General features: G+C 71.8%; 11 protein-coding genes. 7 read left to right on the forward strand and 4 right to left on the reverse strand.

Annotated elements, in window-relative coordinates; translation table 11 throughout:
• Positions 1 to 2: 2 nt before the first annotated feature.
• The 3 genes from MD221_RS06575 to MD221_RS06585 all read right to left on the reverse strand — a co-directional run bounded on the left by MD221_RS06575 (position 3) and on the right by MD221_RS06585 (position 5,514).
• Entirely contained in the window at positions 3 to 2,384 is a 2,382-nt protein-coding gene (locus MD221_RS06575) for a S9 family peptidase (protein WP_242108754.1), read from the reverse strand.
• A gap of 107 nt (positions 2,385 to 2,491) precedes the next feature.
• Complete coding sequence (locus tag MD221_RS06580; protein WP_242108756.1) at positions 2,492 to 4,948, reverse strand: serine/threonine-protein kinase; 2,457 nt, start codon at positions 4,946 to 4,948, stop codon at positions 2,492 to 2,494.
• Positions 4,945 to 5,514, reverse strand: a complete 570-nt coding sequence (locus tag MD221_RS06585; RefSeq protein WP_242108758.1) for an ECF-type sigma factor — start codon at positions 5,512 to 5,514, stop codon at positions 4,945 to 4,947. Before MD221_RS06585 ends, MD221_RS06580 begins: the two co-directional genes overlap by 4 nt.
• Positions 5,515 to 5,656: 142 nt before the next feature.
• Here MD221_RS06585 and MD221_RS06590 point away from each other — a divergent pair, with 142 nt between their 5' ends.
• The 6 genes from MD221_RS06590 (at position 5,657) to MD221_RS06615 (ending at position 12,820) form a co-directional block, all read left to right on the forward strand.
• Complete coding sequence (locus MD221_RS06590; RefSeq protein ID WP_242108761.1) at positions 5,657 to 7,060, forward strand: cytochrome ubiquinol oxidase subunit I; 1,404 nt, start codon at positions 5,657 to 5,659, stop codon at positions 7,058 to 7,060.
• Positions 7,061 to 7,121: 61 nt separating this feature from the next.
• Complete coding sequence (locus tag MD221_RS06595; protein WP_242108763.1) at positions 7,122 to 7,364, forward strand: GIY-YIG nuclease family protein; 243 nt, start codon at positions 7,122 to 7,124, stop codon at positions 7,362 to 7,364.
• Positions 7,365 to 7,486: 122 nt separating this feature from the next.
• A complete protein-coding gene (gene cydB, locus MD221_RS06600) occupies positions 7,487 to 8,494 on the forward strand; it encodes a cytochrome d ubiquinol oxidase subunit II (protein WP_242108765.1) in 1,008 nt (335 codons plus the stop codon).
• Between the two features lie 127 nt (positions 8,495 to 8,621).
• Positions 8,622 to 8,894 carry a YcgL domain-containing protein gene (locus tag MD221_RS06605; RefSeq protein ID WP_242108767.1) on the forward strand — a complete coding sequence of 91 codons (273 nt, stop codon included), beginning with the start codon at positions 8,622 to 8,624 and terminating at the stop codon, positions 8,892 to 8,894.
• Entirely contained in the window at positions 8,887 to 12,234 is a 3,348-nt protein-coding gene (locus tag MD221_RS06610) for an ankyrin repeat domain-containing protein (protein WP_242108770.1), read from the forward strand. Before MD221_RS06605 ends, MD221_RS06610 begins: the two co-directional genes overlap by 8 nt.
• A gap of 229 nt (positions 12,235 to 12,463) precedes the next feature.
• Positions 12,464 to 12,820, forward strand: coding sequence for a TfoX/Sxy family protein (locus MD221_RS06615; RefSeq protein ID WP_242108772.1), 357 nt, complete (start codon positions 12,464 to 12,466; stop codon positions 12,818 to 12,820).
• 17 nt (positions 12,821 to 12,837) lie between these two features.
• Here MD221_RS06615 and MD221_RS06620 read toward each other — a convergent pair whose 3' ends face one another.
• Positions 12,838 to 14,658, reverse strand: a complete 1,821-nt coding sequence (locus tag MD221_RS06620) for a monovalent cation:proton antiporter-2 (CPA2) family protein (protein WP_242108774.1) — start codon at positions 14,656 to 14,658, stop codon at positions 12,838 to 12,840.
• A gap of 105 nt (positions 14,659 to 14,763) precedes the next feature.
• Between MD221_RS06620 and MD221_RS06625 the strand changes: the two genes are divergently transcribed.
• Positions 14,764 to 15,978, forward strand: coding sequence for an NAD(P)/FAD-dependent oxidoreductase (locus tag MD221_RS06625; RefSeq protein WP_242108776.1), 1,215 nt, complete (start codon positions 14,764 to 14,766; stop codon positions 15,976 to 15,978).
• Positions 15,979 to 16,111: the final 133 nt, after the last annotated feature.

Here is a 16,111-nt window from a genome sequence, read left to right on the forward strand (position 1 = left end):
GTTCATTTGAGGGTGCGCTCGAACAGTTCGTCGATGCGGCGGTACTCGTCGTACCAGCTGTCCGGATGCGTGAAGCTGTGCCGTTCCAGCGGATAGGGCGCCAGCTCCCACTTGTCCTTGCGCAGCTCGATGAGCTTTTGCGTCAGCATCACCGAGTCGCGGAAGAACACGTTGTCGTCGAGCATGCCGTGCGCGATCAGCAGGTGGTCGCGCAGGCCTTCGGCGTACTCCATCGGCGAGGACGCCTTGTAGGCCTCGGGGTCGAGCTCGGGCGTGTTCAGGATGGCCGAGGTGTAGCCGTGGTTGTACTGCGACCAGTCGCTGACCGGGCGCAGCGCGGCGCCGGCCTTGAACACGCCCGGGGCGCGGAACAGCGCCATGAAGGTCATGAAGCCGCCGTAGCTGCCGCCGTAGATGCCGGCGCGGTCGCGGTCGCCCTGCTTCTCGGCGACCAGCCATTCCAGGCCGTCGAGGTAGTCCTCCAGCTCCGGATGGCCCATGTTGCGGTAGATCGCCGTGCGCCAGTCGCGGCCGTAGCCCTGCGAGGCGCGGTAGTCCAGGTCGAGCACGACGAAGCCCCGCGCCACCAGCAGGTTGTGGAACATCTGCTCGCGGAAGTAGTTCGGATAGCGCGCGCTGACGTTCTGCAGGTAGCCGGCGCCGTGCACGAACATCACGATCGGATATTTCCGGCCGGGCTCGGGCCGCTCCGGCCCGTAGTACTTGCCCCAGATCTTGCCGGCGCCGTGGCGCGAGGGCACCTGCACGATCTCCGGCGCGATCCAGTCGAGGGCCTTGTAGGCGGGCTTGCGCGTGTCGGTGAGCTCGCGCGGCTGGCCGCCGCCCGCCTCGACCACCGCCAGTTGCGCCGGGACGTAGCTGGCAGAGTGGCGCACCAGCAGCCTGCCGCCGTCGGGCGAAAGCGCGAAGCCTTCGACGCCGTCGAAGGCGGTGATCTCGCGCACCTCGCCGCCGCCGGCCGGCACCGAGCAGACTTCGTAGTCGCCGGGCGCCTGGCGGTTGCACAGGAAGTAGAACGTGCGGCCGTCCGGCGACAGCACCGGCGCCGAGACTTCCCAGCGCCCCGAGGTGAGCGCGCGTTCCCCGCCGCGGCCGGCATCGAGCAGGTACAGGTGCGAATAGCCCGACTGCTCCGACTGCAGCCACAGGCGGCCCTCGCGCGTCCAGCCGAAGTCGTTGTAGTCCCAGTTGATCCAGGCCGGGTCGTGCAGGCGGTGGCGCGGCAGCAGCGTCGCCTTGGTCAGGTCGACCTCGGCGATCCAGCGGTCCTTGTTGTCGATCGCGCGCAGCATCAGGGCCACGTGCCGGCCATCCGCGCTCCAGCGCACGGTGCTGCCGGCGTCGAAGTCCTCGCTGGTCAGGTACAGGTCGCGATCGCCCTGCAGCGCCGGCTTGCCGGCGGCCTTGCGCAGCGCCGCGAGCGGGTCCTCGCGCACGCCCGGCAGCGCGTCGAACGTGAGCTCGCGCGCGCTGGCGTTGGCGACGTCCACCAGCCAGGCCTTCTGCGGCGCCGGCGGATTGCGGCCCACGCGCGTGCGCGCCTCCTCCACTTCCTCGTACCCGGATGCGGTCACGTACTTGGGCAGCTTGCTCTTCTCGCCCTCGTCGGCGTCCTTGGCGCGGGTGACCGCGATCAGCCAGCGGCCCTCGGGCGAGAGCACGCTGTCGACGATGGCGACGTCCTTGCCGAGATAGACCGCGGCGGCGGCGCGGCTGGCGTCGGCCTTGTGCCATAGCGCCTCCTGCTCGCGCGCCGCGTCCTGGCGCGCCTTGTCCTCGCGCAGGGTCGCGATGTAGCGCAGCTGGCGCGCGCGCAGCTCGTCCTGCGGCGGCGGCTTGGCCGGATCGTCCTCGGCCTTGAGGTTGGAGGCCTGGCTGACGCCGTCGCGCGCGGTCCAGCGGAACCAGGCTTCGCCCGCGCGCCAGACCAGCGCGCCGGAGACCGACCATTGCGGCCGCGATTCGTCGATCTCGCTGCGGGTGAGCTGTACGAGCTTTCCGGAATCAGGCCCGCTGCCGCGCAGCTCGCGCACGAACAGGTCGCCGTTGCGCACGAACGCCATGCGCGTGCCGGCGGGGTCGATGGCCTGCTGCGCGCCGTCGATGCCGGCGAGCGCGGCGCCGTCCAGCCGCGCGGCCGCGCCGCCGTCGACGCGCTGGGCATAGGTGTCGCGGATGCTGCCGCCGTCGCGCTTGAGCGTGTAGTAGGCCTGCTGCCCGTCCCAGGACCACCAGGCCTGCTCCACCGGCGGGCCGATCCAGTCGGGATCGGCCATGATCCGGGCCAGGTCCGGCGGCTGCGCTGCGGCGTTCGCGCCCACGGTCAGCAGCAAGACGAGACAGAAGTTGGACGGACGCAGCATCGAGACGGCTCGCGGGCGACGAAGAAACGCCAAGCGTAGCAGCCGTCCGGGCGGGCCGAACCCGCCGGTGGTCATGCCGGTTTTCGAAGCTCCGCGCCGGCGCGCATCTAGGGCGGCGTGCCGATCGCGGCGAGCGTCGAGGCGGATCGGCAGCGCGTGCCGGCCACGGGATCGGCGAGCGTCTCCGGCAAGACCAGCTTCCGCTGCCTGGCCTCCTGCAGCAGCGCCGTCGCTTCCCGGCACTTGTCCAGGCGGGCGTTGGCGAGGATAGCGTAGTAGGCGACCTTGCCCTGGCGATTGCGGAAGCCGTGGTCGCGGCCGTAGGCATGCGTGGCGGCCAGCAGCGGCAGGGCGTCGGCATAGCGGCCCAGGCCGATCAGCGCCTGGGCCATGCCCTGGTTGGCCAGCTGGGTGGTTTCGTGGCCGTCGCCGAGCACGCGGCGCAGGCCCGGCCGGGCGATCCGGAACTGGGCGAGGGCGTCGCGGTAGCGCTCGGCGCGGTTGAGCGTGTCGCCGTAGTACATGCGCTCTTCCCAGGTGGCGACCGTGTCGGCGCCGACGCTCCTGGCGCGCAGGCGGATCACCGCCTCGTGCGCGGCGGCGGCCTCGTCGAAGCGCGAGAGCGCGCGCAGGTAGACCGCCTCGTTGGAATAGGCGGTGATCATGTCGACGTGGTCCTCGGGAATGCCGCGCTCGCGCATCAGGCGGCGCAGCTTCTGCGAGGTCTCGATGGCGGCGGCGATGTCGTCGGCGCGGTACTGGGCGATGCTCAGCACCGAATAGGCTTCCTGCAGGCCGGTGTCGCTGACCGGATCGCTGGCCAGGTGCAGCTTCACCGCCTCCTTCGCCCAGGCCAGGCTGTTCGCCGGTTCATAGCTCATGCGCAGCCAGGCCAGCATGGCGAGGGCGCGGGCGCGGTCTTCCTTGGAGTCGGCGAGCTGGGTCTCCTGGATCTTGAGCGCCTCGCGCGTCAGCGCCTCGGCCTTGGCGTCCTCGCCCAGCGCGGCGTAGCTGTTGGCGGCGGCCAGGCGGAAGCGCACGCGCAGCTGCGGGTCCTGGTTGGGATTGCTGGCGCTGTCGAGCTGGCTCAGCGCCAGGTCCAGGGCCTCGCGCAGGCTGATGTCGGGATTGCCGGACACGCCGGGCGCGGCGGTGGAGAAGACGTTGCGCATGAACTCGTTGGAGGCGTCCATGCGCTCGACCTCGAGTTTGGCGCGCGCGGTTTCCTTCTCGGCGCGCGCGGTCTCCAGCGCCGCGCGCGCGGCCTGCGCGCGTGCCTCGCGCGTCTGCACGAGGATGCCGCCGACGCCGAACGCCAGCGCGAGCCCGGCCAGTCCGGCCATCGCCACGCCCCAGCGGTTGCGCGTGACGAACTTGCCGGCGCGGTAGGCAAAGGTGTCGCCGCCCACCGAGACCGTGCGTCCGGCCAGGAAGCGGCCGAGGTCGGTGGAGAACGCGGCCACGCTGGCGTAGCGCCGCGACGGCTCCTTGGCCAGCGCGGTCTGCACGATGCGGGTGAGGTCGCCGCGCACGAAGCGGCGGAACGCGACGGAGCTGGTGTCGCGCTGGGCGAGGCGCGCGCCGATTTCCTCGCGCGTGCCGGCCGCGAGCGCTTTTTCCATGCGTTCGGCGTGGCGGGTGACGATCGCCTCGGCGGCCTCGCGCAGATTGTCCTGGCCGATGCGGTAGGGCAGCCGGCCCGCAAGCAGTTGGTACAGCACCACGCCGAGCGCGTAGACGTCGGTGGCGGCGCTGATGGTGCCGCCGGAGATCTGCTCGGGCGCAGCGTATTCGGGGGTGAAGCCGGCGAACAGGCCGGTGCGGGTGGTGCCCGGGCTGTCGTCGATGCGCTTGGCCACGCCGAAGTCGAGCACCTTGGGATGGCCTTCGCCATCGACCAGGATGTTGGCCGGCTTGAGGTCGCGGTGCACGACGAAATGCTCGTGCGCGTGCTGCACGGCGGCGCAGACGGTGCGGAACAGCTCGATGCGCGCGCGCAGGCCGAGCCGGTGCGCGTCGGCCCAGTCGACCAGGGTGCCGCCGTCGACGTATTCCAGCGCGAACCAGGGCCGTCCGTCGTCGTCCAGGCCGTGGTCGATCAGGCGCGGGAGATTGGGATGCGAGAGCGAGGCGAGGATGCGGCGTTCCTGCAGGAAGCGCTGCGCCTGCAGGCTGCCGTCCCAGCGCCGGTGCAGGCGCTTGAGCGCGGCGCGCTGCGGGGTGTCGCCCTCATCGCGCAGCGCCGCGTACACGGTGCCCATGCCGCCGCGGCCGAGCACGCGCTCCAGCCGCCAGGAGCCGGCGCGGTCGCCGGGCGCCGGCGCGTCGTCGTCCTCGTCGATCCCGTGCGCGAGGCTGGCCTGCAGCAGGTCGGACGCGCCCTGGTCGAAGAGGTTGGCGCTGGCGTCGGCGGCGAGCATGCGCTGCAGGTCGGCGCGCAGCGCCGCGTCGCCGCCGCAGGCGTCGGGCAGCCAGCGCGCGCGCTCCTCCGGCGGCAGATCGAGGGCCTGGTCGAACAGCGCCGACAGGCGGCGCCAGCGTTCGGGATCGGCCGTGACGCTCACGGCACGGCGTCGCCCAGGTGCGCGAGCAGGAACGCGCGCGCCTTGCGCCAGTCGCGGTGCACGGTGCGTTCGGTGACGCCCAGCTGCGCGCCGATCTCGGCGAACTCCATGCCGCCGTAGAAGCGGTATTCCACCATCGTGGCCAGGCGCGGATCGAGCTGCTGCAGCGCCGCCAGCCCCTGCTCGATGGACAGCAGGTCGATGCGATCGCCTTCGGCGGCGAGCGGAAGGTCGGTGACCAGGGTCACGCGCACCTGGTCGCCGCCGCGCTTCTGCGCGGCCACGCTGCGCACGTAGTCGACCAGCACGCAGCGCATCACCTTGGCGGCCAGCGCCAGGAACGGGCCGCGATCGCTGGCGTCCACCGTGTTGCCGGCCAGTTTCAGGTAGGTCTCGTGCACCAGCACCGTGGTGCAGAGCGTGGCGCGCGAGCGGCGTCCGGACAATTCGCGGTGCGCGATCGCCCGCAGCTGCTGATAGAGCTGTTCGAAGCGTGCGCGATAGTCCGGATCGTTCCGCTGGGCATCGGGCACGAGGGTGCTGGCAGCGGAGGCGGTGTCGAACATCGTCCCCTCCCCGGAGCGAGTCCAGCCTCTTCCTGGCGGGATTATGCGCCCGCGGGCTGGGACAAAATGCCACGTTTACGCGATTCATGATAGACAGCACACTATGCCGCGCAGCCCCGTGCCTGCGCTGCGGAGAATGCCGGTGGACGCGCTCTTGCTGTCGCGGATTCAGTTCGGTTTCGTGATCTCCTGCCACATCCTGTTCCCGGCCTTCACCATCGGGCTGGCGAGCTGGCTGGCGTTCCTGGAGTTCCGCTGGCTGCGCACGCGCGAGCGGGTCTGGCTCGACCTTTACGCGTTCTGGCTGAAGGTCTTCGCGGTGTCCTTCGGCATGGGCGTGGTCTCGGGCATCGTGATGAGCTTCCAGTTCGGCACCAACTGGTCGGTGCTGTCCGAGCGCGCGGGCAACATCCTGGGGCCGCTGCTGTCCTACGAGGTGCTCACCGCCTTCTTCCTGGAGGCGACGTTCCTCGGCGTGATGCTGTTCGGCATGCGCCGCGTGTCGGAGAAGCTGCACTTCCTGGCCACCTGCATGGTGGCGCTGGGCACGCTGATCTCCACGTTCTGGATCATCTCCGCCAACAGCTGGATGCAGACGCCGGCCGGCTACGCGCTGGTGGACGGCGTGTTCGAGCCGAACAGCTGGTGGCGGATCGTCTTCAATCCCTCGTTCCCGTACCGGCTGGCGCACATGGTGCTGGCCGCCTTCCTCACCACCTGCTTCGTGATCGGCGGGGTCAGCGCGCGCTACCTGCATCGCGGCGAACACGTCGAGGCGGCGCGGCGCATGCTCAAGCTGGCGGTGGCGTTCGCCGCGATCACGGTGCCGGCGCAGATTCTCGCCGGCGACCAGCACGGCTTGAACGCGCTGGAACACCAGCCGGTGAAGGTCGCGGCGATGGAGGCGCACTGGACCGCGGCGCCTGCGGGCGAGGGCGTGCCGCTGGTGGTGTTCGCGGTGCCCAACGAGGCGGCCGAGCGCAACGACTACGAGTTCGCGATCCCGCGCCTGGGCAGCCTGATCCTCACCCATTCCCTCGACGGCGAGATCCCGCCGCTCACCTCCGTGCCGCGCGAGGAGCGTCCGCCGGTCAAGCCGGTGTTCTACGCCTTCCGGGTGATGGTGGGACTGGGCGTGGCGATGCTGGCGCTGGTGCTGCTGTCGCTGTGGGCGTGGCGGCGGCGACGGCTGTTCGAGGCGCGCTGGCTGCTGGTGGGGTGGCGCGCGATGACGCTGTCGGGCTTCGTCGCGATCCTCGCCGGCTGGTACGTGGCCGAGATCGGCCGCCAGCCCTACGTGGTATACGGGCTGTTGCGCACCGCCGACGCCCTGAGCCCGACGCTGGCCGCGAGCAGCGTGCTGACCTCGCTGATCGTGTTCGTCACGGTGTACCTGGCGGTGTTCGGCGCCGGGGTCTGGTACCTGTTCAAGCTGATCCGCAAGGGCCCGCAGCCGTTCGATCCGCCGTCGATGGACGAGGGTCCCGACAAGCGGCCGGCGCGGCCGCTGTCGGTGGCCGACGAGCCGTGGGAGGGGCGGGCGTGAGCCCTGGCCGCCCGAGATCCCGTCAGTCCTGCGAAAGCAGGAATCCAGTGTCTTTGTCGCCATGAAGCAACCGGCCGTCTACCTGTTGGCCAGCGCCCGTAACGGCACGCTCTATGCAGGAATGACGAGCGATCTCGTTCAACGCACATGGCAACACAGGGAGCACATAGCGGATGGCTTCACCAAGAAATACGCCGTGAAGATGCTGGTTTGGTACGAGCTTCATGAAGAAATGGAGTCGGCCATCCTTCGCGAAAAGCGCATCAAAGGCCCGGAAGCGGCAATGGAAGATCGAGCTGATTGAGAAGCTAATCCCTATTGGCGGGACCTTTGGCCGGAAATAGTTGGATGAATTTGATGAACGGATAAGCGAAGGCGCTGGATTCCTGCTTTCGCAGGAATGACGGCCTCTTGCGGAGGTGTGGGATGGAATACTGGTTGCCAATCCTCTGGTTCTGCGTGATCGGCTTCGGCGTGCTGATGTACGTGCTGCTCGACGGATTCGTGCTCGGCCTGGGCATCCTGGCGCCCTTCGCCGAGGACGAGAAGCAGCTCGACCACATGATGAACACCGCCGCGCCCATCTGGGACGGCAACGAGACCTGGCTGGTGCTGGGCGGCGCGGGCCTGCTGGCGGCGTTCCCGAAGGCCTATGCGCTGATCCTCTCGGCGCTGTACCTGCCGGTGCTGCTGATGCTGATCGCCCTGGTGTTCCGCGGGGTGGCGTTCGAGTTCCGCTTCAAGGCGCACCGCGCCAAGCGCCTGTGGGGCGCCGCGTTCGCGCTCGGCTCGCTGTTCGCGGCCTTCGCGCAGGGGCTGATCCTGGGCGCCATCGTCGAGGGCATGCCGCTGGCCGACGGCAAGTACGCCGGCGGCGCGTTCGGCTGGTTCAGCCCGTTCTCGATGCTGACCGGCGTGGCCCTGGTCTTCGGCTACGCCCTGCTGGGCTCGACTTGGCTGATCCTCAAGACCGAGGGCGCGATGCAGCGCGTCGCGCGCACGCTGGCGCGGCCGCTGGTGCTGGTGGTGGTCGCGTTCATGGGGCTGGTCAGCGCATGGCTGCCGTTCCTGGATTCGCGGCTGATGGCGCGCTGGTTCGAGGACGGGAATTTCTGGTGGCTCTCGCCGATTCCGCTGCTGGCGCTGGGCAACGCCCTCTGGCTGTGGCGGGCGACGCTGCGCAGCGACCGCGACGCCACGCCCTTCCTGCTCACGCTGAGCTTCTTCGGCCTGGGCTTCGCCGGCCTCGTGCTCGGGATCTGGCCCTACCTGGTGCCGCCGGCGCTGACCCTGTGGCAGGCGGCCTCGCCGCCGTCCTCGCAGATCTTCGTCCTGGCCGGGCTGGTGGTGCTGCTGCCGGCGATCCTGGGCTACACGTACTGGTCGTACTCGGTGTTCAGGGGCAAGATCGCCGCCGACGCGGGCTATCACTAGCGCGCCGGGGCGATCTCGCGGCACAGGCGCGTTTCGCGGGACATCCGCGCGAATCGGCGATCGGAATCGCAAAAGCGGGTAAGCTTCGGGCGGTATTTCAACCGACCCGAGTGTCCGTTCCGGCTGCATGCACGCCTACGTCTACAAGAGCCAGCGCAAGGCCGATACCTACGTCTATCTCGCCGCCCGCGACGATTTCGCGGCGCTGCCCGAACCGCTGCGCGACCAGCTGGGGCCGCTGCACTTCGTGCTGGACGTGGCGCTGACGCCCGAGCGCAAGCTGGCGCGCGAGGACGCGGCCACGGTGCGCGCCAATCTGGCCAGCCGCGGTTTCCATCTGCAGGTTCCGCCCACCCTGGCCAAGGATCCGCTGACCGGGGACTGGGGCACCGATGCCTGAACAGCCGACTCCGAAGCCGGCGCGCGCGCCCTTGCCGCGTCCGGGCCGCTGGCCGCTGGCCGCGCTCGCGCTGGGCGCGCTGCTGACGCTGGGCACCGGCGTGGGCGGGCTGGCCGCCGCGCTGGGCGGCTGGCTGGCGCAGCCGATGCTGGCGCTGGCCCTGCGCTGGTGGCGCGACGGGCGCCGCGAGCCCGTCTGGAAGGATGCCGCGGTCCGCCAGGACCTGCTGGCGCTGGTGGTGCTGTGGGGCGGGGCGCTGATGGCGGCCGCGGCCCTGGTGGTCTGGCCGCTGACCGCGCTGCGCGAAAGCGGCGGCATGGGCGCGGTGGTGGGTCTGAGTGCGGTGGTGGGCCTGGGCGTGATCGGATTGTGGCGGACCTGGCCGCTGTGGCGGGCGCTGGAACGCGAGGGCGGCAGCCTGGCGCGACGCTGGCACCAGCTCGGCGAGAGCGATGCCAGCGGCTGGCAGGGCGTGGCGGCGGCGGCCTGCGTGGCGCTGGTGCTGGCGACGATGCTGGTGCTCGCCTGGCCGGGATTGCTGGCCCCGACAGCGCGCTGGACGCTGGCCGGCGCGTCGGTGGTGCTGTGGCCGCTGCTGCACGGCGCGCTGCAGCGCTTCGCGGCGCCGGCGGCGGTGCGCCGCGACATTCCGGTGGTGGAGATGCCGGGAGCGGCGGCCGCGGCCGTGCCGGAGATCGACGGCGATCCCACCACGCTGCTGTTCGATGCCGCGCGCCGCGGCCGTGTCGATCGCGCGCTGGAGCTGCTCGATGCCGGCGCCGACGCCTTCGCGCTGCCGCCGGCGGACGAGCGCGACCAGCGCAGCCTGCCGGTGCTGGCGGCGGTGCTGCCCGATCTGCGCCTGCTGCGCGCGCTCATCGCCCAGGGCGTGGATCTCAATGCCGCGCACGCGGGCATGACGCCGCTGCTGGCCGCCACCCGCGACAGCTGGCATGGCCGGCCCGAGGCGGTGATGACCCTGCTCGCCAATGGCGCCGATCCGCGCGCGCGCGATGCCGACGGCAACACGCCGCTGCACCATGCCGCGCGCAGTTCCGATCCCGGCGTGGCGGCGCTGCTGCGCGATGCCGCGGCGGAGATGACCGCGCTCAACGGCGACGGCCTGACTCCGCTGGGCGTGGCCTGCGCGGCCGGCAACTGGCGTCTGGCGCGCTTCCTGCTCGAACGCGGCGCCTATCCCGAACCCGAGCAGGCCACCCCGGCCCTGCTCGCCGCCTCCGGCGGCGACGAGGACGACTGCGCCGGCGTCACCCTGCTGCTGAAGAACAAGGCCAAGACCAGCGCGCGCGGCCCGGGCGGGCGCAGCGCCCTGCACGAAGCCGCGTTCGCCGGCCATGCCGAGATCGCTGCGGTGCTGCTGGACGCCGGCGCCGACGTGCACGCGCGCGACGCGGCCGGGCGCACGCCGCTGCTGGAGGCCGCGCGCGGCGGACGGCTGGCGACGTTCGAGGCGCTGGTAGCCGCGCGCGCCGACGTGCAGGCGCTCGACGAGGAGCAGCGCGACGCGCTGCAACTGGCCAGCCGCGCCGAGATCGTGTCCTCGCCGCTGGTGCGGCGCCTGCTCGAGCTCGGCGCCGATCCCGCACGCGCCGATGCCGAGGGCAAGCGCGCCATCGACTACGCCGCCGCCGCCGGCCGCTGGACCCTGGTGGCCGCGCTCGATCCCGAGTATCCCTTGCCCTCGGCGGTCGCCGCCGAGGCCGGCGACGCGCTGGCGAGCGGCCTGCCGCCGCCGGACCGCGCACCGCTCTCGCTGCTGCGCGATGCGCTGCGCGAGCAGCGGTTCGAGGGTCACGAGCGCCTGCTCGCGCTGCTCTCGCCGGCCGAGCTCGGCGGCCTACTGGTCGACGAGGAGGCGCCGCTGTCGGTGCCGCGCATCGAATGGCTGCTGGCGCGCGGCGCCGATCCGGAGGCGCGCGATGCGCACGGCGACACGCCGGTGTTCGTCTTGCTGGCGCAGGGCCCGGCGGCGCTGCCGGCGCTGCAGGCCCTGCTGCGCGCCGGCGCTTCGCCTGCCGGCAGCGGCGGGCTGGCGCGCTTTCTCGATGCCTGCGCGGCGGGCGATCAGGCCGGCCGCGGCCTGGAGCAGTTCGCGCTGGACCTGCTCGAGCGCGGCGCGGACCCGCATGCGCCCTCCCGGGCCGGCGGCCTCCACGCCGGCAGCCGCCCGCTGGCGTTGGCGGTGCGCCTGGGCTGGTCGCGCCTGCTCGAACGCCTGGTGACGCACGGCGTCGACCTGGACGCGCGCGATGCGCACGGCATGACCGCGCTGCACCTGTGCGCGGCGCTGGCGCGCGAGCCGGCGCTGAAGACCCTGATCCTGCACGGCGCCTCGCCCGAGGTGCGCGCCGCCGACGGGCAGACGCCGCTGGGCGTCGCGCTTTCCGGCGGCCACCGCACTCTGGCCGATTGGCTGGACTGGCGCGGCTGGCCGCTGCCCAAGCGGCCGCTGCGCGAAAGCGACGTGCCTTCGGCGGCCATCGTCGGCGATGCCGACGCGCTGCGGCGCCTGCTCGACCTGGGCTTCGCGGTCGACACGCCCGACGTGCAGGGCTGCACCGCGCTGCTGCGCGCGGCCGGCGGCGGCCACGGCGCGGTGGTCGATCTGCTGCTGGCGCGCGGCGCCGATCCGCAGCGGGCCGCCAAGACCGGCGCCACGCCGCTGTCGGCGGCGGTGAGCATGCGCCAGGGCGAGATCGTCGAGCGCCTGATCAAGGCCGGCGCGCAGCTGGAGCAGCGCCTGCCGGGCGAGGTCACGGTGCTGATGCTGGCGGCCGCGCTCGGCCTGCCGGACCTGTGCGCGCGCCTGCTCACCCGCGGCGCCGACATCCATGCCAGCGACGCGCAGGGGCTGACCCCGCTGCATTGCGCCGCGCTCTACGGCTTCACCGCGCGCGACCGGCCGCGCCTGCTGGCGCTGTTCGACACCCTGCTGCTGGCCGGCGCCGAACCCGATGCCGTGGCCGCCGGCGGCGTCACGCCGCTGCTGCTGCTGCTCGGCGCGCGCGCCGAGCCGGGCACGGCCTGCGACGAGGAGGTGGTCATGTCGGCGCTGGACCACCTGCTCGACGAGGAGGTCGCGCTCGACGCGCAGGACCCGCGCGGCTTCGGCCCGCTGCACCTGGCCGCGCTGCACGGCCTGCTGCGCCTGACCCAGCGCCTGCTGCGCGCCGGCTGCAATCCCGACCTGCGCGACGCGCTCAACCGCAGCCCGCGCGAGATCGCGGTGATGCGCGGCTTCGTCGACGTCGCCGCGCAGTTCGCGCCGATGCAGGCGGGCGTCTCCATGGCCCGCTTCCTCCGGGACCAGACGGGGTGAGGCGCCGCAAGCCAGCGAACGCCCACAAGGCGTTCGCTGCGGCGCCGAACGCCCGGCCATGGATGGCCGGGCCGGACGATCCGGAGCCGGCGATGTCGCGCCATGGATGGCGGCGCAATTTCAATCGAAGTGGATCGATGCCCTATCGGCACCAGCCACACGCCCAAAGCCGTATCCTCACACCGCAGACACCCAGCGCATTCGACCGACAAACGACCGGGGCCCCGCCATGCGCACCGACAACGAATTCCTGCGCTACGTCCTCGAACAGCTCTCGCCGCTGCCCGACCTGCGCGCCGCCGCCTTCTTCAGCGGCATCGGCATCCGCTCGGCCACGGCCATGTTCGCCATGCTCATGGACGGCAGCCTCTATTTCGCCACCGACGAGGCTACGCGGCCGCAATATCTCGCGCTCGGCAGCCGCCGGTTCTCCTACCGGATGAAGACGCGCCTGGTGGAAACCAAGTTCTTCGAGGTGCCGGCGGAGATCATCGACGAGCGCGAGCGGCTGCTGGCCTTCGCCCGCGCCGCGATCGCCGTGGCGGAACGGAAGGCCGGCGCGCGCCGCGGCAAGCGCGGCGCCTGAGCGCACCCGCCGGCGGGTCAGGAAACGGCGCGGGGCTTGTCCGATCCGGCATCGCCCGTGCCGCCGACCGTATCGGCCTCGAACAGCTGCATCAGTTCCTCGCGCGCCTCGCGCGCGGTCTGCTGCAGGGCTTCGTCGTCGTCGTACACCAGGTGCTGGGCGCGCAGCACCTTCTCGTCGTGGTCGCGGAAGCGGCGCACGTGGTCGGCCGCGGTCTCCGCCGGCATGCCGAGCGTCACCATCACCTGCTCGCCCATCTCCAGGCTGGAGCCGAACAGCTCGCGGGACACGATGGCGCCCAGGTCCATCAGCCGCCAGGCATGGCGGCGGTCGCGGGCGCGCGCGAACACCTTGGCGCCCGGATACATGCGCCGCACCAGGCGCACCGCCTTGGTGGTGGTGTCCGGATCGTCCATCGCGATGATGAACACCTTGATGCGGTCGCCGCCGGCCGCGCGCAGCAGGTCGGGGCGGGTCGGGTCGCCGTAGTACAGCTCCACGCCGAAGCGGCGCAGGGTGTCGATGGTCTCCAGGTCGTTTTCCAGGGCCACGATCGGAATGCGCTGCGACAGCAGCAGCCGCCCGACGATCTGGCCGAAGCGGCCCATGCCGGCGATCAGCACCTTCGGCCGGTGGTCCTCGATGATGTCGAACTCGCGCTTGGGCTTCTGCTCGCGGCGGTCGGGGAAATCCCTGAGCAGGCGGCTGATGCCGATCAGCAGGATCGGCGTGAGGGCCATCGACACGCCCACGATCGCCACCAGGCGATCGTGCACGGCGTTGTTGAGCAGGCCCACGCGCAGCGCCTCGCGGAACACCACGAAGGCGAACTCGCCGCCCAGCCACAGCACGCCGCCGAGCATCAGCGCGCTGCGCCCGGGCAGGCGCCCGGGGCGCAGCTTGCCGACCAGGAACAGCAGCGCGAACTTCACCACCAGCAGCAACAGCACGCCGCCGGCGATCAGCTGCGGCTCCTTGACGATGCGGTCCAGGTCGATGCCCATGCCCACCGCGATGAAGAACAGGCCCAGCAGCAGGCCCTCGAACGGCTGGATCTGCGATTCCAGCTCGTGGCGGAATTCCGAATCGGCCAGCAGCACGCCAGCGATGAACGCGCCCAGGCCCGCGCTCAGCCCGGCTTCCTGCATGAACCAGGCCGAGCTGAGCACCGCGAACAGCGCGGTGGCGGTGAACACTTCCGGCATGCGCGTGCGCGCCACCACGCGGAACACCCAGCGCAGCAGGTAGCGTCCGCCGATCACCACCAGGATCAGGGCGCCGATCGCCTTGCCGGCCACGGTCCAGGTCAGCGTCTCGGCGTTGGCGCCGCCCAGCAGCGGGATGGCCGCCAGCAGCGGGATCGCCACCAGGTCCTGGAACAGCAGGATCGCGAACGCCAGGCGGCCGTAGTCGGTGGCCAGCTCCTTGCGCTCGCCGAGCAGCTGCAGGCCGACGGCGGTGGAGGAGAGCGCTAGGCCGAGGCCGATCACCAGCGCCGGCTTCCAGTGCTGGCCGGTGGCCAGCACGATGCCGCCGAGCACCGCGGCGGTGAGCGCGACCTGCAGGCCGCCGGAGTAGAACACCGGCTTGCGCATCACCCGCAGGCGCGGCAGCGACAGTTCCAGGCCGATCACGAACAGCAGCATCACCACGCCGATCTCGGAGGCGTTGAGGATGCGGTCGGTATCGCTGACCACGCCCATGCCGTCCGGCCCCAGCGCCACGCCGGCGGCGAGATAGGCCAGCACCGCGCCCAGGCCGAAGCGCTTGAACACCGGCACGGCGACCACGCCCGCCAGCAGAAAGACCAGGGCCAACTCGAGACCGCTACCGTGCATGCGCACCTCCTGCGTCGATTATGCCTGCATGCGCGAGCGCGCCGGCGCCATGGAGGGAATATGCGTGATACTGCCTGTTCCTTCCGTGTTCGAGGTGCCCGGCCCTTGGACCTGAAAAGCGGCTATCCCTGGTGGGCGGTGCGCAACGGTCTGCCCTACGCCTTCGCGCGGCTGCGCCAGGACCTGCGCTGCGACGTGGCGGTGCTGGGCGGCGGCATCAGCGGCGCGCTGATCGCCGACGAGCTGGCCGCGCACGGGCACGAGGTGGCCGTGATCGAGCAGGGCGAGATCGGCTGGGGCAGCACGGCGGCCAGCACGGCGCTGCTGCAGTACGAGATCGACGTCCACCTGACCGACCTGGCCCGTCGCCACGGCGAGGCGGCGGCGGTGCTGGCCTATCGCGCCTGCGCCGAAGCCATCCCGCGCCTGGCCGAAGTCGCCGGACGCGTGCGCGATGTCGATTTCGGCCGCGCCCGCAGCCTGTACTGGGCCAGCAAGCGCCGCCACCGCCGCGTCCTGGAAGCCGAATGCAGGCTGCGCCTGCGCCACGGCTTCGAGGTGGAGTGGCTGTCCGCGCCGGCGCTGCGCGAGCGCTACGGTATCCACGCCCCGGGCGCCATCCTCAGCCGCCTCGGCGCGCGCGTGGATCCCTACCGCCTGGCCCGGCGTCTGCTGGCGAGGCTGGAACGGCAGGGCGTGGCGGTCTTCGACGGCAGCCCGGTCGAGCGCATCGAAACCGCCGCGCGCGGGGTGGTGCTGCGCACGCCCGAGGGCGCGACGGTGCGCGCGCGACACCTGGTGCTGGCCACCGGCTATGCCGGCCAGCAATGGCTGAAGCAGAACGTCGCCCGCAACCGCAGCAGCTACGCCTTCGTCACCGACCGGATCGACAAGGAGGCGCTCGGACCGCTGCGCGACACCCTGCTGTGGGAGACCGCGCGCCCCTATCTCTACCTGCGCGATACCGGCGACGGCCGGCTACTGGTGGGCGGGGAGGACGACGCCGTCGACATTCCGGCCCGGCGCGACGCCCTGGTCGAACGCAAGGCGCGCACGCTGGCCGCGCGCGTGGCCGAGCGGTTTCCGGCGCTGCCGCCGCTGCGCCCGGCCTTCGCCTGGGCCGGCACCTTCGCCGAGACCGAGGACGGCCTGCCGTTCTTCGGCCCGCATCCCCAGCACGGCCCGCGCGTGCACTTCGCCATGGCCTACGGCGGCAACGGCATCACCTACGCCATGCTCGGCGCCGGGCTGCTGCGGGCGCTGATCGAGCGGCGCCGCCATCCGCTGGCACGGCTGTTCTCGTTCTCGCGGCTGGACTGAATCCCTCCGCGCCGGCCGCCGGGCAGCCCCGGTTTGTCGGCGCGCGGACCGAGTGGCATATTGATCCGCGCGGGCAGCCCGGCAAGGCGTTCGCGCGGACGCCGCCCGGCTTGCGCCTGGCGCGCATCGGAAG

Origin of the sequence: Luteimonas aquatica, assembly GCF_022662575.1 — a bacterium.
GTDB lineage: Bacteria > Pseudomonadota > Gammaproteobacteria > Xanthomonadales > Xanthomonadaceae > Luteimonas > Luteimonas aquatica.

Coding starts and splice junctions, on each gene's coding strand:
- MD221_RS06575 (WP_242108754.1), bottom strand. CDS start 2,384: ATGCTGCGTCCGTCCAACTTCTGTCTCGTCTTGCTGCTGACCGTGGGC.
- MD221_RS06585 (WP_242108758.1), bottom strand. CDS start 5,514: ATGTTCGACACCGCCTCCGCTGCCAGCACCCTCGTGCCCGATGCCCAG.
- MD221_RS06595 (WP_242108763.1), top strand. CDS start 7,122: ATGAAGCAACCGGCCGTCTACCTGTTGGCCAGCGCCCGTAACGGCACG.
- cydB (WP_242108765.1), top strand. CDS start 7,487: ATGGAATACTGGTTGCCAATCCTCTGGTTCTGCGTGATCGGCTTCGGC.
- MD221_RS06605 (WP_242108767.1), top strand. CDS start 8,622: ATGCACGCCTACGTCTACAAGAGCCAGCGCAAGGCCGATACCTACGTC.
- MD221_RS06610 (WP_242108770.1), top strand. CDS start 8,887: ATGCCTGAACAGCCGACTCCGAAGCCGGCGCGCGCGCCCTTGCCGCGT.
- MD221_RS06615 (WP_242108772.1), top strand. CDS start 12,464: ATGCGCACCGACAACGAATTCCTGCGCTACGTCCTCGAACAGCTCTCG.
- MD221_RS06620 (WP_242108774.1), bottom strand. CDS start 14,658: ATGCACGGTAGCGGTCTCGAGTTGGCCCTGGTCTTTCTGCTGGCGGGC.